Origin of the sequence: Saccharopolyspora sp. ID03-671 (genome assembly GCF_045278815.1) — a bacterium.
Classification (GTDB): domain Bacteria; phylum Actinomycetota; class Actinomycetes; order Mycobacteriales; family Pseudonocardiaceae; genus Saccharopolyspora; species Saccharopolyspora ipomoeae.
In genome coordinates this window covers 3,495,792-3,515,026 of sequence record NZ_CP134054.1, presented here as the reverse complement: position 1 = coordinate 3,515,026, position 19,235 = coordinate 3,495,792, and the positions used below count along the sequence as shown (strand labels likewise).

The 19,235-nt window shown below is 70.5% G+C and carries 15 protein-coding genes and 1 tRNA gene; 9 read left to right on the top strand and 7 right to left on the bottom strand.

Annotation, left to right across the window (positions count from 1 at the left end):
* Window positions 1-313: 313 nt before the first annotated feature.
* From REH65_RS16080 to REH65_RS16060, 5 genes are all read left to right on the top strand, one after another.
* Window positions 314-2,629: a sodium-translocating pyrophosphatase gene (locus REH65_RS16080; RefSeq protein WP_281459062.1), complete on the top strand. Its 2,316-nt coding sequence runs from the start codon at window positions 314-316 to the stop codon at window positions 2,627-2,629.
* Window positions 2,630-2,791: 162 nt separating this feature from the next.
* Entirely contained in the window at window positions 2,792-3,424 is a 633-nt protein-coding gene (locus REH65_RS16075) for a hypothetical protein (protein ID WP_406693027.1), read from the top strand.
* Window positions 3,425-3,569: 145 nt separating this feature from the next.
* Window positions 3,570-4,154 carry a hypothetical protein gene (locus tag REH65_RS16070; protein ID WP_406693026.1) on the top strand — a complete coding sequence of 195 codons (585 nt, stop codon included), beginning with the start codon at window positions 3,570-3,572 and terminating at the stop codon, window positions 4,152-4,154.
* Between the two features lie 305 nt (window positions 4,155-4,459).
* The gene (topA, locus tag REH65_RS16065; protein WP_406693025.1) at window positions 4,460-7,297 is read left to right on the top strand and encodes a type I DNA topoisomerase; all 2,838 of its coding nucleotides are present in this window, start codon (window positions 4,460-4,462) and stop codon (window positions 7,295-7,297) included.
* A 64-nt stretch (window positions 7,298-7,361) separates the two neighbouring features.
* Window positions 7,362-8,585: a DNA polymerase III subunit delta' gene (locus tag REH65_RS16060; RefSeq protein ID WP_406693024.1), complete on the top strand. Its 1,224-nt coding sequence runs from the start codon at window positions 7,362-7,364 to the stop codon at window positions 8,583-8,585.
* 261 nt (window positions 8,586-8,846) lie between these two features.
* On the opposite strand, the gene REH65_RS16055 is transcribed toward REH65_RS16060, so the two are convergent.
* Window positions 8,847-10,208 (bottom strand): hypothetical protein, encoded by a 1,362-nt coding sequence (locus tag REH65_RS16055; RefSeq protein ID WP_406693023.1) that lies wholly within the window; start codon window positions 10,206-10,208, stop codon window positions 8,847-8,849.
* A gap of 160 nt (window positions 10,209-10,368) precedes the next feature.
* Here REH65_RS16055 and REH65_RS16050 point away from each other — a divergent pair.
* Window positions 10,369-10,442 (top strand) — tRNA-Thr (locus REH65_RS16050).
* A gap of 215 nt (window positions 10,443-10,657) precedes the next feature.
* Here the strand turns inward: REH65_RS16050 and REH65_RS16045 are convergent.
* The 3 genes from REH65_RS16045 to REH65_RS16035 form a co-directional block, all read right to left on the bottom strand.
* A complete protein-coding gene (locus REH65_RS16045; protein ID WP_406693022.1) occupies window positions 10,658-10,846 on the bottom strand; it encodes a hypothetical protein in 189 nt (62 codons plus the stop codon).
* Window positions 10,840-11,091, bottom strand: coding sequence for a zinc finger protein (locus tag REH65_RS16040; RefSeq protein WP_406693021.1), 252 nt, complete (start codon window positions 11,089-11,091; stop codon window positions 10,840-10,842). Before REH65_RS16040 ends, REH65_RS16045 begins: the two co-directional genes overlap by 7 nt.
* A gap of 61 nt (window positions 11,092-11,152) precedes the next feature.
* Complete coding sequence (locus REH65_RS16035) at window positions 11,153-12,331, bottom strand: helix-turn-helix domain-containing protein (RefSeq protein ID WP_406693020.1); 1,179 nt, start codon at window positions 12,329-12,331, stop codon at window positions 11,153-11,155.
* A 251-nt stretch (window positions 12,332-12,582) separates the two neighbouring features.
* Between REH65_RS16035 and REH65_RS16030 the strand changes: the two genes are divergently transcribed.
* Genes REH65_RS16030 through REH65_RS16020 form a run of 3 tightly spaced genes read left to right on the top strand, consistent with a single transcriptional unit; the run spans window position 12,583 to window position 15,367 of the window.
* Entirely contained in the window at window positions 12,583-13,551 is a 969-nt protein-coding gene (locus REH65_RS16030) for a threo-3-hydroxy-L-aspartate ammonia-lyase (RefSeq protein ID WP_406693019.1), read from the top strand.
* A gap of 15 nt (window positions 13,552-13,566) precedes the next feature.
* A complete protein-coding gene (locus REH65_RS16025; RefSeq protein WP_406693018.1) occupies window positions 13,567-14,190 on the top strand; it encodes a TetR/AcrR family transcriptional regulator in 624 nt (207 codons plus the stop codon).
* A gap of 16 nt (window positions 14,191-14,206) precedes the next feature.
* Window positions 14,207-15,367 (top strand): NAD(P)/FAD-dependent oxidoreductase, encoded by a 1,161-nt coding sequence (locus tag REH65_RS16020; protein WP_406693017.1) that lies wholly within the window; start codon window positions 14,207-14,209, stop codon window positions 15,365-15,367.
* Between the two features lie 14 nt (window positions 15,368-15,381).
* Here the strand turns inward: REH65_RS16020 and REH65_RS16015 are convergent, their stop codons facing one another.
* From REH65_RS16015 to REH65_RS16005, 3 genes are all read right to left on the bottom strand, one after another.
* Window positions 15,382-16,473, bottom strand: a complete 1,092-nt coding sequence (locus REH65_RS16015) for a DUF2637 domain-containing protein (RefSeq protein WP_406693016.1) — start codon at window positions 16,471-16,473, stop codon at window positions 15,382-15,384.
* Between the two features lie 176 nt (window positions 16,474-16,649).
* Window positions 16,650-17,945 (bottom strand): DUF1266 domain-containing protein, encoded by a 1,296-nt coding sequence (locus tag REH65_RS16010; protein ID WP_406693015.1) that lies wholly within the window; start codon window positions 17,943-17,945, stop codon window positions 16,650-16,652.
* A gap of 86 nt (window positions 17,946-18,031) precedes the next feature.
* Window positions 18,032-19,186, bottom strand: coding sequence for a trans-sulfuration enzyme family protein (locus REH65_RS16005; RefSeq protein WP_406693014.1), 1,155 nt, complete (start codon window positions 19,184-19,186; stop codon window positions 18,032-18,034).
* Window positions 19,187-19,235: the final 49 nt, after the last annotated feature.

Sequence of the window (19,235 nt, the reverse complement as noted above, 5' to 3'; positions counted from 1 at the left end):
AGGGCTCTGAATCGATCATTCGGTAACGAAAACGCACGTCGAGACGAGTTGCGTATCACACCGTGAGGTAAGCCACTCGTGGTCTGAATAGACTCCCGACCCACGACGTCGCCACGGACGGCCAGCGGACGAACACGGGCCGTACCGGGCGGGGCCGCCTACCGCGCATCGGGGCCCGGTGAGAGCGTGCTGCAAGAGCGTGCGGGCCGCCGGTGTGAGAACCGAGCACAACCCAGGAGGACGGATGTCCCTGCTCACCCCGGTCCAGCACGGCTGGGCCCAGGGCGCTGCACCACCGAGCTCGCAAACCCGGATGGACCTCGCCCAACAAGCCTCCGGAGCCACCGGAATCGAGCTCGCAGGCATCGACTACGCGGTCGTCGGTGTCGTCATGGTCATCGCTCTGGCCGCACTGGCCTTCGGCTACGTCCTGATCAGGGAGGTGCTCGCCGCCGGGCAGGGCACCGCGAAGATGCAGGACATCGCCAAGGGCGTGCAGGAAGGAGCGTCGGCGTACCTGAACCGGCAGTTCCGCACCCTGGCGATCTTCGCCGTGGTGGTGTTCCTCGTACTGTTCGCGCTGCCAGCGGAGACCATCGGGGAGCGCATCGGACGGTCGGTGTTCTTCCTGTTCGGCGCCGCGTTCTCGGCAGTCATCGGCTACCTCGGCATGTGGCTGTCCACCCGCGCGAACGTGCGCGTGGCCGCGGCCGCCCGCGAGTCGGAGGAGGGCCGCGAGAAGGCGATGCGCGTGGCGTTCCGCACCGGCGGCGTGGTCGGCATGATGACCGTCGGCCTCGGCCTGTTCGGCGCCGCGCTGGTCGTGATGGTCTACGCGGGCGGAGCCCCGCGCGTGCTGGAGGGCTTCGGCTTCGGCGCCGCGCTGCTGGCGATGTTCATGCGAGTCGGCGGCGGCATCTTCACCAAGGCCGCCGACGTGGGCGCCGACCTGGTCGGCAAGGTCGAGCAGAACATCCCCGAGGACGACCCGCGCAACGCGGCGACGATCGCCGACAACGTCGGCGACAACGTGGGTGACTGCGCGGGCATGGCGGCGGACCTGTTCGAGTCCTACGCGGTGACCCTGGTCGCCTCGCTGATCCTGGGCACCGCCGCCTTCGGCGCCCACGGGCTGCTGTTCCCGCTGATCGTGCCGGCCATCGGCGTGCTCACCGCGGTCATCGGCGTCTACATCACCAAGGCCCGCTCCGGCGAGAGCGCGCTGACCGCGATCAACCGGTCGTTCTACATCTCGGCCGGGATCTCGGCAGTGCTGTGCGCGATCGCCGCGATGCTGTACCTGCCGAGCACGTTCGCCGAGCTCTCCGGCGTGTCGGAGGAGGTGCGCGCCACCCCGGGCAGCCCGGCGCTGGTCGCGCTGATGGCCGTGGTCATCGGCATCCTGCTCGCCGTGGTCATCCTGAAGCTGACCGGCTACTTCACCGCCACCGAGCACCGCCCGGTGCAGGACGTCGGCAAGTCGTCGCTGACCGGTGCGGCCACGGTGATCCTGACCGGCCTGTCGGTCGGCTTCGAGTCCGCCGTCTACACCGCGGCGGTCATCGGCGCGGCCGTGTTCGGCGCGTTCCTGCTGTCCGGTTCGCTGCCGGTGGCGCTGTTCGCGATCGCGCTCGCCGGGTGCGGTCTGCTGACCACCGTCGGCGTCATCGTCGCGATGGACACGTTCGGCCCGGTCAGCGACAACGCGCAGGGCATCGCCGAGATGTCCGGCGACGTCGAGGGCGAGGGCGCGAAGATCCTCACCGAGCTCGACGCGGTCGGCAACACCACCAAGGCGATCACCAAGGGCATCGCGATCGCCACGGCGGTGCTGGCGGCGACGGCGCTGTTCGGCTCCTACACCGACGCCATCGGCGCCGCGCTGGCCGACGTCGCCGGGCAGCTGTCCGTCTCGGAGTTCTTCGTCTACGCGCCGAACGTCCTGGTGGGCGTGGTCATCGGTGCCGCGGTGGTGTTCCTGTTCTCCGGTCTGGCGATCAACGCCGTGTCCCGCGCGGCCGGTGCCGTGGTCTACGAGGTGCGGCGCCAGTTCAAGGAGAAGCCGGGGATCATGGACGGCTCGGAGCGCCCCGAGTACGGCAGGGTGGTCGACATCTGCACCCGCGACTCGCTGCGCGAGCTGGCCACGCCGGGTCTGCTGGCGGTGCTGGCCCCGATCGCGGTCGGGTTCGGGCTGGGCGTCGGTCCGCTGGCCGGGTACCTGGCCGGTGCCATCGCCACCGGCACCCTGATGGCCATCTTCCTGGCCAACTCGGGTGGTGCCTGGGACAACTCCAAGAAGCTGGTGGAGGACGGCTACCACGGTGGCAAGGGGTCCGAGGCGCACTCGGCCACGGTCATCGGTGACACCGTCGGCGACCCGTTCAAGGACACCGCCGGTCCGGCGATCAACCCGCTGCTGAAGGTGATGAACCTGGTGTCGGTGCTGATCGCGCCTGCCGTGGTCTACTTCGCCGTCGGCGACGCCGCCAACCCGGCGGTGCGGATCGGCATCGCGGTCGTCGCGCTCGCGGTGATCGTGGCCGCCGTGGTGATCTCCAAGCGGCGTTCGACCGCCATCGCGGACGAGCCCGCGGACGACAAGACGATCAACGGCGCTCCCGCCTAGATCGGTCCCTCGCGATGGGCGTCACCCGGTTCGGGTGGCGCCCATCGCTGTGCGCAGGGGATTCGCCGCGGCCGGTGACCCCGGGTTCACCGGGAGGAATGGCGGTACGAGAGAGTCCGAGCGCACAGCGAGAGCTACTCCGATCGATGTGAGGAGTGCGCAATGAGGTTCCGTGCGACGTCCCTCGCGGCGCTCGCGGCCATCCCGCTGGCCCTGAGCGCCTGCGGAACGGCACCGGCGCCCAAGCCCGTGCCGGCGCCCCAGGCGGCGGGCCCGGAGGGGATCGAGTGGGCAGGCCGGTTGTGCGGGCTGGTCAACGACTTCTCCGCGTCCCAGAAGAACCTGCCGCCGGTGGACAAGACCAACACGGCGGCGATGAAGAACTCGGTGGTGTCCCGGCTCGACACCGCGACCAAGACCGCCGACGACACGGTCCGCGGGCTGCACGAGCTGCCGCCGTCGCCGATCCAGGGCGGGGACCAGGTCAACCAGGGCATCCAGGACGGCTTCAGCCAGATCCGGGAGATCCTGGCGGGCGCCCGGGCCAAGGCCGACCAGGTCGACCCGAACGACAAGCAGAAGTTCAGCGAGGGCATGACCGCGCTGCAGGGCGAGCTGCAGAAGACCTCCCAGGTCGACCTGAACAGCAAGTTCGGCGCGCTGGAGAGTAACAAGCCCCTCGCCGAGGCCGCCAAGCAGGCCCCGGGCTGCAAGCCGTTCTTCAACCCGGCCCCAGCCCAACCGGCCCCAGCGCAGCAGGCTCCCGCCCAACCGGCCCCCAACCAACCCGGCTAACAGCCCCTCACCTGGCTGAACGTCACGATTTCAATGGAAATCGGGAACCTGATTTCCATTGAAATCGTGTCCGGCAGGCGTCGGGACTCATTCGATCGGGTTACAGTGGTGGATAATCTCGAACTCCTGTTCTAGCATCCCGAGCGTGGACCAGCTGTCCTTCTACTCGGCAGAGGCTCGGCGGGCGGACGTCGCCGACCTCGCGGGCATGCTGTGCGGTCCCGGGCAGGCCGTCGGGTTCGGCCGCGGGACCGCCGCGAGGCTGTCAGTGGTCGTCGACGCCGAGTGGCGCGCCCGCTGCCTGCTCGCCGCCTGCGCCGAGCGGGGAGTGCAGGCCGAGCTCGGCCGCTCCGACGAAGGCCGCCCGCTGGTCCGCACCGCGTTCCGCTCCGACCTCACCGGCATCGCCGCGCACTGGCTGCGCGGCGCCGTGAAGTCGGTGCCCTCCGGTTTCGTGCCGGACGGCTGGGCCCTGCGGATGTGGGCGCTCACCTCCGGCAGCGCCGACGCGCACGGCTACCGACTCGGCCTCGACCCGCACGCGCCCGACACGCACGAGGCGCTCGCCGAGGCGCTCCGCGGCTGCGGTCTGCCCGCCAAGACCATCGGTGCCAGGGCGGGCGGACCGGCCCTGCGCGTGACCGGCCGCAGGCGCCTGGCCAGGCTCGCGGAGCTGGTCGGACCGCTGCCCGATGGTGCGATCGAGGGAATGATCCCGCTCGTCTCCTGAGCGGGTTGACGCACATCACGCCAGGTCACGAAACGGAACACCTGGGTAACCCGATACGTTCGTACAACAAGACGTCGACGAATATCGGCGTGTTATATGCAACCCTGTGCCTTCCCGGTGCAGCACGACGAACCGTGCGGCGCGCACACTCCAGGGACGAAATGGATGGGCGCCGGGTGCAAGGGATGCTTCCGGAAGAAGAGAGCAGGTAAGCGTTGGCTGGGTCGACACGGACGAAGAAGGCCGGCGGCGGGGCCGGTCGGGCTTCGGGGTCTCCCAACGGGAACGGCTCCGCTACCCGGCGCTTGGTGATCGTCGAGTCACCGGCGAAGGCCAAGAAGATCGCCTCCTACCTCGGCTCTAACTTCATCGTGGAGTCCTCGCGTGGGCACATCCGCGATCTGCCGCGCAACGCCAAGGACGTGCCCGAGAAGTACAAGGGCCAGGCGTGGGCGCGACTGGGTGTCGACGTCGAGAACGACTTCGAGCCGCTGTACCTGGTGAGCGCCGACAAGAAGTCGACGGTCACCGAACTCAAGGACGCCCTCAAGCAGGTCGACGAGCTCTACCTCGCGACGGATGGTGACCGCGAGGGCGAGGCCATCGCGTGGCACCTGCTGGAGACCCTCAAGCCCAAGGTCCCGGTCCGCCGGATGGTCTTCCACGAGATCACCGAGTCGGCCATCCAGGCCGCCGCCGCCAACCCGCGCGACCTCGACCAGGACCTCGTCGACGCCCAGGAGACCCGCCGCATCCTGGACCGCCTCTACGGCTACGAGGTCAGCCCGGTGCTGTGGAAGAAGGTCATGCCGAAGCTCTCGGCGGGCCGCGTGCAGTCCGTGGCGACCCGCGTCGTCGTCGAACGCGAGCGCGAGCGCATCCGCTTCGTCTCCGCCGAGTACTGGGACATCGCCGCGACCATGGACGCCGGCCCGGACGCCTCGCCGCGTCGCTTCGGGGCCCGCCTGGTCACGGTCGACGGCGCCAAGCTCGCCTCCGGCCGCGACTTCGGCCCGGACGGCCGGCTGAAGAACGCCGACACCAAGGTGCTCGACGAGACCGAGGCCCGGCGGCTCGCCGCGGCGCTGACCGACGCGCAGCTGCACGTCTCCAGCGTCGAGGAGAAGCCCTACACCCGGAAGCCCTACGCGCCGTTCATGACCTCCACGCTGCAGCAGGAGGCCAGCCGCAAGCTGCGCTTCTCGGCGGACCGCACGATGCGCACCGCGCAGCGGCTCTACGAGAACGGCTACATCACCTACATGCGAACCGACTCCACGACGCTGTCCGAGACGGCGATTGCGGCGTCGCGCAACCAGGCCCGCGACCTCTACGGCGAGCAGTACCTGTCGCCGCAGCCGCGGCAGTACAACCGCAAGGTCAAGAACGCGCAGGAGGCGCACGAGGCGATCCGCCCGGCGGGCGAGAGCTTCCGCACCCCCGGCGAGGTGGCCAACGAGCTGTCCAACGACGTCGACGGCTTCAAGCTCTACGAGCTGATCTGGCAGCGCACCATCGCCTCCCAGATGGCCGACGCGAAGGGCACCACGCTGTCGGTGCGCATCACCGGCACCGCCACCAGCGGCGAGGAGTGCACCTTCGCCGCGTCCGGCCGCACCATCACCTTCCCCGGGTTCCTCAAGGCCTACGTCGAGGCCGTGGACTCCGAGGCCGGCGGTGTCGCCGACGACGCCGAGTCGCGGCTGCCGCAGCTCGCCCAGGACCAGCCGATCACCGCGCCGGAGCTGGAGCCCGACGGGCACACCACGAACCCGCCGCCGCGCTTCACCGAAGCGAGCCTGGTCAAGACGCTGGAAGAGCTGGGCATCGGTCGCCCGTCGACGTACGCGTCGATCATCAGCACCGTGCAGGAGCGCGGCTACGTCTGGAAGAAGGGTTCGGCCCTGGTCCCGTCGTGGATCGCGTTCGCCGTGGTCGGGCTGATGGAGCAGCACTTCGGCAGGCTGGTCGACTACGACTTCACCGCCGCGCTGGAGGACGAGCTGGACGGCATCGCGGAGGGGCGCGAGGAGCGCACCCGCTGGCTGTCGGGCTTCTACTTCGGCGGCGAGGTGGGGCCGGAGGACTCGATCGGTCGCGCCGGTGGGCTCAAGAAGCTGGTCGGCTCGTCGGTCGAGGAGATCGACCCGCGCGCGATCAACTCGATCCCGATGTTCGACGACGAGGACGGGCGCACCATCTACGTCCGCGTCGGCCGCTACGGGCCCTACCTGGAGCGGACGCTGGAGGACGAGACGGCGCAGCGGGCGAACCTGCCCGACGACCTGCCGCCGGACGAGCTGACGGTGCAGATCGCGGAGAAGCTCTTCGCCACCCCGATGGAGGGCCGCAGCCTCGGCACCGATCCGGAGTCGGGCCACGAGGTCGTCGCCAAGGAGGGCCGCTTCGGCCCGTACGTGACCGAGGTGCTGCCGGAGGGCGACAAGTCCAAGCCGCGCACCGGCAGCCTGCTCAAGTCGATGTCGCTGGACACCGTGAGCCTCGACGACGCGCTGAAGCTGCTGTCGCTGCCGCGCGTGGTGGGCACCGACCCGGAGTCGGGCAACGAGATCACCGCGCAGAACGGCCGCTACGGCCCGTACCTGAAGAAGGGCACGGACTCGCGGTCGCTGGAGACCGAGGAGCAGATCTTCTCGATCACCCTCGACGAGGCGCTCAAGATCTACGCGCAGCCGAAGCAGCGGGGCCGCCGGGCCGCCACACCGCCGCTGCGCGAGCTCGGTGAGGCTCCCGACACCGGTAAGGCCCTGGTGATCAAGGACGGCCGTTTCGGCCCGTACGTCACCGACGGCGAGACCAACGCGTCGCTGCGCAAGGGCGACGCGGTGGAGGAGCTGTCGATGGACCGCGCGGTGGAGCTGCTGGCGGAGCGGCGGGCGAAGGCCCCCGCGAAGAAGAAGGCACCGGCGAAGAAGTCGACGACCTCGAAGAGCACGACCTCGAAGACCACGGCGTCGAAGAGCACCGGGTCGAAGACCACGGCGGCGAAGAAGACCACCGCGTCCAAGTCGACCACCGCCAAGAAGACCACGGCATCGAAGTCGACGGGCACCAAGACCGCCGCGAAGAAGACCACCGCGTCCAAGTCCACGGCGTCGCGGTCGAGCACCTCGAAGTCCTGACGGCCGCGTCGGTGCGGCATCGTAGAGTCGTGACCCGATAGCTCGGCACGAGGGAGTTGACGCGATGCGCACCGGCGCTCCGGAGGTACCCGCGACCGGGGTGTGGGCGGAGGTCGTCGGCCAACCGGACGCGGTCGGCACGCTGCACGCGGCGGCCGACGCGGCCCGCAGGCAGGTCCGGGGCGAGCAGGTGCCGCCCGGTGCGATGACGCACGCGTGGCTGTTCACCGGGCCGCCCGGTTCCGGCCGGTCGATCGCGGCCAGGGCCCTGGCCGCCGCGCTGGAGTGCGAGGACCCGGACGAGCTGGGCTGCGGTCGCTGCACCGCCTGCCGCACGGTCCTGCAGGGCACGCACGCGGACGTGAAGCTCGTGGTGCCGGAGGGCCTGTCGATCTCGGTGGCGGAGATGCGCGCGCTGGTGCAGGCCGCCGCGCGCCGCCCGAGCACCGGGCAGTGGCGGGTGGTGCTCATCGAGGACTCCGACCGGCTCACCGAGGGCGCGGCGAACGCGCTGCTCAAGGCGGTCGAGGAGCCGCCGCCGCGGACCGTGTTCCTGCTGTGCGCGCCGTCTGACCACCCCGAGGACGTCTCGGTGACGATCCGCTCGCGGTGCCGCGTGGTGCAGCTGCGCACGCCGCTGGCGGGCGCGATCGCCGAGGTGCTGCGCGAGCGCGACGGCATCGAACCGCAGCTCGCGGAGTGGGCGGCCGAGGTCTGCGGCGGTCACATCGGACGCGCCCGGCGGTTGGCCACCGACGAGCAGGTCCGCGAGCGCCGCGAGTCGGTGCTGCGGATCCCGCTCGGGCTGCAGCGCTTCTCGGACGTGTTCACCGCGGCATCGGGCCTGGTCAAGCTGGCCGAGTCGGAGGCGGTCACGGCCAACGAGGAGCGCAACGAGGCCGAGCGCGAGGAGCTCAAGACGGCGATGGGCGCCGGTGGCACGGGCAAGGGCACGGCCTCGGCGACCCGAGGAGCCAACGCCGCGCTCAAGGAGCTGGAGAAGCGCCAGAAGTCCCGGGCCACCCGGTCTCAGCGGGACGCCCTGGACCTGGCGCTGGTCGACCTGGCGGGCTTCTACCGGGACGTCCTGGTCACCCGCACCGGCTCGGGCTCGGCCCTCAACCACCCCGATTTCGCCCGCTCCTCGCAGAAGGCGGCGACCGAGTGGACCTCGGAGTCCACCCTCCGCCGCCTCGAAGCGGTCCTCGAATGCCGCACGGCCCTGAACCAGAACGTCAAACCCCTCATCGCGGTCGAAGCGATGCTCGCCACCCTCTTCACGGGCTGAATCCCCGGGTGCACCCAACTCCGTGGTGACGCACAGTTTTCATGAAAACGTCCCGACCCTCTGAGTGGCGAAGTTTTCATGAAAACTGCGCGCACCCACGAACGGTGACCTGGGACGACGCCCTCTCACCCCGTGCACGGGGTCGACGAAGTTTTCATGAAAACTTCCCCGTCACCAGGACGTCGTCGGTTGATGAGGTCGTCTCACGTCGTGTGGGTTGGGGACGAAGTTTTCATGAAAACTTCGTCCCTCCACGAACGGTCAGTGCTGGGCGTTGCGTCGGCGGGGGAAGGCGGCGACGAGGATCGAGCCGAGCAGGAGGAATCCGGCTCCGGTCCAGAAGATCGGGACGGCGAAGTAGCTGCCGCTGGTGAGGGCGAGGGGTTCGGTGCGTCCCTGGTGGTAGTCGGCGGGAACGGCTCCCGCGCCGCTGTCGTCGCCGGTGGCTCCGGCGGCCGGGGGTTCGCAGTTGACGCCGCCCGCGGGCGCGATGGCGCGCGCGACCTGCTCGCCGAAGGAGATCTGGGCCAGCGAGGCGGGCAGTCCGAGCTTGGCGCCGTCGAGGATCTTCAGGTCGAACAGCCGCGCGGTGCCGCGGATCTCGGTGCCCTGCGCCTCCTGCTTGAGCTCGCCGACGCTGAGCCGCAGCACCCCGAGGTCCAGCACGCCCCGGTCGAGGCCGGGGATCGCCGGGATCGGCACGTCCTGGGTCGGGTTGGCGGCGTCGAGCACGGCGAGTTCCTTGCCGCCCTGGCTGATCCGCAGCACCGGCGCGGTGTAGTCGACGCGCGAGGTGGCGGGGTCACCGGTCGCGGTGGCGGTGAGCGTGGGTTTGCCGACGACCTGGATCGACACCTCCTGCGGTGTGCCGCCGAACAGCTTCACCTCCGAGATCTGCAGTTCCGAGGTGGAGACCACGGCCTTGCCGGTCTGTCCGGGGACGTCGGTGAGCTGCACGTTCGAGTGCGCTTCGGCCATCGAGGGCACGTCGACGAGCGGGCCGGTGAGCCCGGGGACCGAGCCGCTGCCCATCGTGTATCGGGCGTCGGACAGCGGTGCGACGCCGCACGGCCCGGTCTGCTCGTTCCACCGCGCGTGCACGCTGCCGTTGAGGGCGTTGAGCTTGACGGGCACCTCGCCGGGGGCGGGCGGGGTGAGGGAGTTGGTGATCGGCCCCTCGCGGTCGGGCAGCGCGGCTTGGGCGATCCCGCCGGGGACCTGCGGGACGTCGCCCATGATCGCGACGCCGAACGGGGACGCTTCGGCGAGGGAGTGCTCGTGCGCGAGGTAGGCCTCGGAGTTGACCTGGGCGATGGCCCGGCCCATGCCGGCTTCCAGGACGGACTGCTTGGGCAGCTTGCTCTCGAACTCGGGCTCGTCGAAGAAGGAGTCGCCGGGTGCGGTGGCGGGCAGCAGTCGCACGATGCCGAGCATCGTCCCGGCGTCGCCGACGACGGGACGCGGCGTGGTGTCGGGAATGCGCCCGGGCGGCTGGTTGGGGTCGACGGGCTGCGGCGTCGGCGTCGTGGGGTACGAGCCTTGGGCCATCGCCGCGGGCATCGAGATCCCGGTCAGCGCCAGGGTCACCGCGGTGCAGGCGCAGAGCCGACGAAACGCGCGCATCCGACTTCCTCCGTGATAGGCGTCACTGCCTCAGCGGTGTATCAACGATCACATCGGCCGCAGGTGACGGTCGGATCGCCGCGCGTGTTCGCCAGCCCCGGGGCTGTGCCGGACCCCCGGCGAGCGCCGCGAGGGCGCCAGCTACACTTGTCCACGCACTGCCGCCTTAGCTCAGTCGGCCAGAGCGACGCACTCGTAATGCGTAGGTCGGGGGTTCGATTCCCCCAGGCGGCTCGCAGTGACCGGCCCCTTCCCGAACGTGGGAAGGGGCCGGTTCCGCTTTCTGGCCGGGTTGTTGCAGAACCGGCGAAAGACCGCAGGACACCCCCAGTGACCTGCGGTCTTTCACTGTCCGAGTTCCGTCACCGCTGTGAACCGGGGCTGCGTGACGGTCTTCGTTCGGAAGACGCGGCGGGATGGGTGGAGGTTGTTCCCGGGCCCGGAGATTTCTAGGTCCACTCGGCGTCGATGACGAGATCCGTGCGGCTGCGCATCCCGCGGGCGGTGTTGTCGAGGTAGGAGGCGAGGCGCTCGTAGTCCTCGGCGGAGTACCAGCCGTCGACGACGTCCGGCAGCGCGATCTCGAAGGAGCGGATGACGCCGCGCATCCGCATGGCGATGTCGCGATCGGTCAGCACTCGCAGGCCCCCGAAGGATCCGGTGCCGAAGGCATCGGCACGGCCGCGAGCTCGTGGGCCCGCGCGTTGCACGGCCCGCAGGTCGCGAAGAACCAGGCGATCTCGCTGAGATCGGCGTCCGCCACCACCCCGCACAGCGCGGTGAAAGTCTGCCCGTCCCCAGGACGTTCGGTCGTCGCATGTCGCTCCCCACCAGCAGGCCGCCAGCAGAACGGGTGGGGCGAGTAGAGGCGCGTGTTGTTCATGGGGGCACTCTTGCGCCGTTGACCACGGATTTTTTGCCACGGAGGCAACCGCTCGATCGAGTTACACGTGCAGTCCCGAGCGGTACGCCATGCCGCGGAGTTCGCGTCCGATCGCGTCGCGCTTGGCTTTGGTGAGCAGTTCGGCGAGCACCGACCGCATGAACGGGTGCCGGTGGATGCGGGCCGGTGAGATCTGCTCGGCTCGCCGCAGCATGAGAACCGCTTCGTCGCGCTGCTTCGGCAGCCGAGCCAGAGCGCGCCCGTACTCCCGGTAGTAGGCGCTCCGCCGGGTCGGTGACGGCAAGGCGTCGACGTCCACCGTCTCCGCGATCTTCGCGGCTTCCGCGTGCTCACCGGCTTCCAGAGCGACGGACATGCGCCAGACGCCGACGTTGCTCGGGCCGAAACCGAAGTCGAAGGCGTTGCCCTCGCCGGTGTGCCGGGCGAGATCGGTGGCGGCGTCGAGCGCGGCACGTCGTCCCGCCTCGTCTCGTTGAGCTGCGAGGACGAGCGACGAGGTGAGCGTGAGCATCCCGGAGACCTGCGTCGACTCGTCGGTCGCGGTCCCGGGGTCGGCGGCTGCGAGCGCACGTGCCGCGAGATCGAACCCTCCCGCTCCGAGCAGTCCGAACGCCGTGCCGAAGGCGCACACGGCCGTGTAGGGCGGTTCGTCGAGCCGTTCCGCTGCGCGTTGCGCGAGAGTCACCGCCTGCCAGGAGAGATCCAGCGGAGCGCCGATGTCGCCGAGCCAGGCCTGGGTGACCTGCACGTGCGTGAGGACCAGCATGCGCAGGAGTTCTCGCCCGTCGCGCCCTGCGTTCAACGTCTGGTGCAGGTCTCGGACGAGATCCGGGAGTTGCGCGCCCACGGCCGCGTAGTCGCATTGCCGTTGCGCGGTCAGGATTTCGTCGACGCGTGCCTGGAGCTGGTCGACCGGTTGGATCCGGCCGCGCGGTTCTCCCATGCTCACCGCGAGCAAGGTCGGCCGGAGTTCGCTCAGGGCGCGATCTTCGCTGGCCTGCTGGGGTGCGGTCAGGGAGGCGCCCGTGATCTCGCTCGGCGCGACATCGAGCGCGTCGGCCAGGGCCGCGATCAGCGATCGGCGATCGAGCGCTCGATCACCCGATTCGAGCCGGGAGAGGTAGGAGGGGGAGATCCCGGCCAGCCCGGAGATCACCGCGAGCGATTTGCCGCGTGCCTTGCGGATCTCGCGAAGCCTCGTCCCTACAGCGTCGGTCACGACGGATCACCACTCTCCGCAGCGGGTCCTCCCGAGCGTATCGACAACTCGGCTCCGCGAGGAGGGGCCGCCTGCGAAGGCCACGGCTTCGAGGGTGGCGCTTGTTCGGTGGGGTCCCGGGTGGTGGTGTGGGGCTGCGGACAGTTTTTCCTCGAATTACCCATGATCAATGTCCGTTTTGTCTGGACAGTTTTCACTAAAACTGTCACCTGCCCGGGAGGGCTCTCACCGTGACGTGCGAAGGGGTCGGGATGGTCGAGTTCGAGGACGTGGTTGCTGCTGGGGAGCGGTTGGTGGGGGTGGCTCATCGGACTCCCGTGCTGCGGTCTCGGTTGGTGGACGAGGTCGTGGGGGCCGAGGTGCTCTTCAAGGCTGAGAACTTCCAGCGGATGGGGGCTTTCAAGTTCCGGGGAGCGTTCAACGCCGTCGCGTCGCTGCCCGAGGAGCAGCGGCGGCGGGGCGTGGTGACGTTCTCCTCGGGGAACCACGCGCAGGCGATCGCGTTGTCCTGCCAGTTGCTCGGGGTGCCGGCGACGATCGTGATGCCGCACGACGCACCGGCCTCCAAGGTGGCCGCGACCAGCGGTTACGGCGGGAAGATCGTGCGCTACGACCGCTACGCCGAGGACCGCGAGGCGATCGGGACGGCGCTCGCCGACGAGCAGGGCCTCGCGCTGATCCCGCCCTACGACCACCCGGACGTGATCGCCGGGCAGGGCACCGCCGCGAAGGAGCTCTTCGAGGAGGTCGGTGAGCTCGACGCGCTGTTCGTGCCGCTCGGCGGCGGTGGCCTGCTGTCCGGAACGGCCCTGGCCGCCAGGGCCCTGTCGCCGGGGTGCCGGGTGTTCGGGGTCGAGCCGGAGGCCGGTGACGACGGTCGCCGGTCGCTGCGCAGCGGCGAGATCGTGCACATCGACACGCCCCGGACGATCGCCGACGGGGCGCAGACCCAGCACCTGGGCGAGCACACCTTCGCGGTCATCCGGAACGCCGTGGACGACATCCGGACCGCGACCGACGCCCAGCTCGTCGAGGCGATGCGGCTGTTCGCGACCTACCTCAAGATCGTCGTCGAGCCCACCGGCTGCCTCGGGCTCGCCGCCGCCCGCAACGCCGCCGCCGAGATCGAGGGCGAGCGGGTGGGTGTCATCATCAGCGGAGGCAACGTCGACCTGGAGCGATATGCGACTCTGCTGGGTAGCACAGAATCAGTCACCTGACTTAAGCTGGGCGTCATGAATGCGACCTCCCGGGCCAGTGCCACGAAGGAGCGCATCCTCGACGTCGCCGAGCGGCTCTTCGCCGAGCAGGGCGTCTTCGCCGTGTCCAACAGGCAGATCAGCGAAGCCGCAGGTCAGGGCAACAACGCCGCCGTCGGATACCACTTCGGGACCAAGGCCGACCTGCTGCGCGCCATCGTGCGCAGGCACGCCGAGCCGATCGAGGCGCGCCGGGAGCAGCTGGTCGCCGAGTGCGGTGACTCCCGCGACGTCCGCGACTGGCTGGTCTGCCTGGTCCGGCCCTCGGTCGAGCACCACGCCTCGCTGAGCGGCTCCACGATGGCGCGCTTCAGCGCCCAGCTGATGAGCGACCCGTCGCTGCGCGAGCTCGTCGTCGCCGAGACCATGTCCGGCCCGACGCTGATGCGGGTCATGGACGGCCTCAACAACTGCCTTCCCGACCTGCCGCTGCGCGCCAAGATCGTGCGCAACGACATGACCCGCCACGTGCTGGTGCACATGATGGCCGAGCAGGAACGCGCCCTCGCCGACGGAACAGCCCGTCTGACCTGGGAAGAAACCGCGCAGAACGTGATCGACGCGCTCACCGGCCTGTGGCTGGCGCCCGTCACCGAGTGAACAGGGGAACGACGACGTGAGCGCAGTGCTGGTCGTGGGAGCCGCGGCAGCCGGGTTGACCACGGCGGACGCCTTGCGGCGCAAGGGTTTCGACGGCGCGGTGACGGTGCTTGGCGCCGAGCCGCACCTGCCCTACGACAGGCCGCCGCTGTCCAAGCAGGTGCTGGCCGGGCAGTGGGAGGTCGAGCGGACCGGCCTCCGCAGCGCCGAGGCGCTGGAGAAGCTGGACGCGGAGTTCCTGCTCGGCGACCCGGCCGTCGCGCTCGACGCCGCCGAGCGCACCGTGCGCACGGCTTCCGGCCGGGAGCTGCGAGCCGAGTCGATCGTGGTGGCCACCGGTGTCCGGCCGCGCCGGTTGCCCGGTCACGACGGGCTCGCCGGGGTGCACGTGCTGCGCACCCTCGACGACAGCGTCGCGCTGCGCGCCGACCTGCTCAACGCCGGGCGGCTCGTCGTGGTCGGGGAGGGCGTGCTCGGCAGCGAGATCGCCGCGACCGCGCGCGGCATGGGGCTCGACGTGACGCTGACCGGCCCGCTCGCCTCCCCGATGGCGGCCCAGCTCGGACCGGGAGCCGGTGCGGCGCTGGGAGAACTGCACGCCGACCAGGGCGTTCGGCTCCGGCTGGGCGCTGCGGTGGACGGTCTGGTCGCCGACGGCGACCGCGTCGGCGGGGTCCGGCTCGCCTCCGGCGAGGTGCTGCCCGCCGACGTCGTGGTGGTCGCGATCGGCGCCGACCCGGCGACGGACTGGCTGGAGGGCAGCGGTCTGAAGGTCGAGCGCGGCCTGGTCTGCGACTCCCGCTGCCGCGCCGCCGAGGGCATCTACGCGGTCGGCGACGTGGCGCGCTGGGAGCACCCGGAGTTCGGCGTGATCCGGCTGGAGAACCGGACCAACGCGAGCGAGCAGGCGATGACCGTCGCGGACAACGTCCTCGGCGGCGACCGCGCCTACAGCCCGATCCCGTACTTCTGGGCCGACCAGTTCGACGCGAAGATCCACGTCCACGGCGTGCTCTCGCCCGACGACGAGGTCACCGTGGTCGAAGGCGACCGCGCCGAGCGGCGTTTCGTCGAGCTGCACCACCGCGACGGCCGGCCGGTCGGCGTGCTGGGCTGGAACATGCCCAAGCAGACCCGCCGGCACCGCAAGGCCCTGGTGGAGGCCCTCACCTCGTGATCGGGTGAGGGTGATCAGCGGGCCGCGACCAGCTCGGCCTCCTCGTCCTCCTGCTCCATCTCGACCCGGACCGCGGCGATCTGACGGCGGCCCCAGCGCTCCGAGAAGCCGTAGCGGTGGCCGAGCTGGGCACCGGTGATCGGCTCGCCGATCTCCAGCGAGAGCCGGTAGTCGCGGCGGGCGAAGGTCCGCTTGTCCTCGTCGCTCAGCGGGTCCGCCGGGACCGGCGGCAGCGTGAGCGTCTGCTCGGACGGGCTCGGCCGGTGCTCGTCGACGTCCTGGGATTCGGCCGCGAACTCCGCGTGCTCCGGCGGGTTCTCGGCGACCGGGGTTTCGGGATCGCTCGTTTCCGTTGCAGGAGAAGGGGTTTCGTCCAGATTCGTCGGCAGTTCCTGGGTGGGCCGGTGCGGCGGGGTCTCCGGCGCGGGCTCGCGCTTCGGTGCCGCCGCGACCACCGGCTCGGGCGCGGGCTCGGGTTTCGGGTCGGGCGCCGGCTCGGGCGCGGGCTCGGGTTTCGGGTCGGGCGCGGGCGTGATCGCGGCGCGGTGTTCGTCCTGCACGCTGAGCCCGGCGATCTCCGAGACCGGGATGTCGGTGACCTGGCGGCGGAAGGCGCCCGAGGTGCCTTCGCGGTCGACGATCCAGCGGAGCACGAGCAGTCCCGGCCGCAGCCGCAGGCGGCGCTTGCCGTGGCGCTCCTCGAAGTCCGCGCGCAGCTCGGCGAGCACCACGTCGAAGACGGCGACGGCCGCGACCGGCAGACCGGCGGCGACGATGCGGGCTTCCGGGGTGAGCTGGTGGATCCAGTTGATCCACGACGAGATCGCGGTGAAGATCCACATCAGCAGCCGTCCGCGCATGGCGCTGCGGCCGTAGATCGAGGCTCGGTAGGTGATGAGCGTGGCGCCGAAGGCGGCGCCGTCGAAGGTCGCCGGGATCAGCCACGCGGTCCAGTAGCTGAAACCGACCATCTGGTCCTGGCCGTAGGCGTGCAGGCCGACGAAGCTGGCGCCCCAGCCCATGAGGGCGGCGAGGGCGACGAAGCCCAGCGCGGCGCGGGACAGCCAGAGCCCGTGGCCGGATCTCGTACTCGGTTGCTCGCTCAACGTCGGTCCAATGCAGCCGGGTCATCGCGGGACCCGCTGATCCTAGACAAACACCACCCGATCAGGTGACAGCCAGAGCGGGGTGGACTTGCCTTGATCTTGTCGACTTCTCGCCAATCGCGCGAAGCGCCCAGCTCAGAGCGACCTCGGCCGGCACGTCGGTACAGGAGTGATCCTCAACGCTCCGCCAGGTGGAACGGAACCGTGAGCCAAGGGCTCTCGCTCTCCGCGAGCAGCGCCCGGTGGGCTTCGAGGACGTCGGTGTAGGTGGGGCCGAACGCCTCGTCGTCGAAGTGCAGGCAGCGGCCCAGGACGTAGCCGACCGAGAACTCCTCCCACGACGAGTAGCGCGACCGCGTCTCCCGGCCGACCAGGTCCAGCGCCTCGTACATCTCGGCCTGCGTCGCGTAGCGCGCGCCGCGGCCCCAGCGGGCCATCGTCGAGGCCCGCCCCAGGTCCCAGGCCGCGACCGTGCGCACGTGACCGTCCGGCGGCAGCAGCTCGTCGGCGCGGAACCGGGCCTCGTACCGGACGATCTTGCCGACCAGCCCGCACAGGAACTCGGCGTAGGAATCGACTTCCGGACTGCCTCCCCGCTCGGCGGAAGCGCCGGGGACGTTCGCCGCGATGTTGTTGCGGATCGTGGTGTCCACGCACTCCCGCCAGCGCTGCGGGTCGACCTGCGGGCCCTCGGTGGAGATCAGGAAGGTGCGCGCGCCCAGCACGAAATCCCAGTCGGAGGTGCTGACGTCGCAGTTGATCAGCCGGTTCTGCAGGGTGATCCAGTCCTGCCGGACCTTCACGCCCCAGCCCTCGGCCAGCCGCTCCACCTCGCCGCTGTAGCCCAGGCCGTGCCAGTCGAGGTTGTTCCACGCGTCGCCGTTGAGGTAGCAGAGGTGGGCGCCGCAGGCCAGGCCGTGCAGCAGCTCCGTCGGCTCCGCGCCCCGGCTCATCCGGGTGACCAGCCGGTTGCCGCTCAAACCCGGTGCGCCGTAGCGCTCGTGGGCCTCCTGCCAGCGCGCCCGCTCGTCGTCGGTGACCTCCAGGTACAGCTCGCACGGGGTGTTCGCGTTGACCGCCAGCACCTCGACCTCGTCCGGCACGATCTCCGCCAGCGTGCGCACCGAGGAGAACTCGTAGACCAGGTACGGATGCGGCCGCGGCAGCATGTCCTGGGTGTAGACGAACGTCGCGACCCTTCCGTCGCCCAGCGTCGAGGTCACCATCTGCCGCTTCGCGGGGTTGCGGTGCGCGTGCACCAGCGCCACCGGGTGGTAGGCGCCGACCGCGGCCAGCACGCACAGGTACGACCACGGGTCCTCGTCGACGACGGCGGCGCGGAGCTCCCTCTCGACGGCGGTCGGCGGAACGAACGGTTGATCCCTGGGGATGAACGGGACGACCTCGTCGTGGTCGTCGACCTCACCCACGGTGTAGTACGGGCCAGAAGCCCCGCCGAGCGGAGGAGTCACACCGAGGAACCTACCGAGGACGCAGCGGACGAAGCCGTCGTCTGCGACAACTTGCCACCGGCCGTCGTCAGATCACATCCGGGTGGTCACAGGGTCGCGAGGGCCTGGTCGAAGTCGGCGATGAGGTCCTCCGGGCTCTCCACGCCGACGCTGATGCGGACCAGGTCGTCGGTGACGCCGAGCGCGAGCCGGTCCTGCTCGCTCATGCCCGCGTGCGAGGTCGCGGCCGGGCGGGTGATCAGCGACTCGACCCCGCCGAGGCTCGGCGCGTCGAACGGCAGCCGCAGCGCGTCGATGAGCTTCTGCGCGGCGGCGACCCCGCCGACCGGGCGGATGCTGAGCATCCCGCCGAAGCCGTCGAGCAGCGCCGCCGCCCGCTCATGGTCCGGGTGCGAGGTCAGGCCGGGGTGGTTGACCTGGGCGATCTCGGGCCGTCCGGCCAGGAACTCGGCCAGCCGCAGCGCGTTCTCGTTCTGCGCGCGCACCCGCAGCGCCAGCGTCTTCAGGCCCCGGGCCAGCAGGAACCCGGCGTGCGGGTCGAGGCTGCCGCCGAAGTGGTTGGAGGTCGTCCGCGCCCGCTCGACGTGCTCGGCCCGGCCGACGATCGCCCCGGCCACGATGTCCGAGTGCCCGTTGAGGTACTTCGTCGCGCTGTGCAGCACCAGGTCGAAACCCGCCGCCACCGGCCGGAAGTTCACCGGTGTGGCGAAGGTGTTGTCGATCAGGCTGACCAGCCCGTTGGCACGCGCGAACTCGGCGACCTCGGGCAGCATTCCCACCCTGACCAGCGGGTTCGTGATGGTCTCGATGAGCACCGCCTTGGTCCGCGGGGTGCGCGCGGCCTCCCAGGTGTCCGGGCGGTGCGGGTCGATGAAGGTGACGTCCCAGCCGAAGTCGGCGGCGTGGTGGGTGAGGAAGTCGTGCGTGCCGCCGTAGAGGCAGTCGCCGACCAGCAGGTGGTCGCCGCTGCGCAGGACGCTGTGCAGCGCGGTCGAGATCGCCGCCATCCCGGAGGCGGTGGCCAGCCCGGCCTCGGCGCCCTCCAGCGCCGCGAGCTTGTCGTGCAGGTAGGACTGCGACGGTGTCGAGTTGAGCCGGATGTAGCGGAGGTCGTGGTAGTCGGTCCCGCTCGGCACCGAGTACACCGTGCCCTGGTAGATCGGGTACACCACCGATCCCTCGGGTCCCGGTCGGCGCTCGCCGCCGTGCACCGCGCGGGTCTCGATCCGGTCGTAGTCCATTTTCGGGCCCTCCCTGCGCTCGACCTGCTCGTCAGCCTAGGAACGCGGC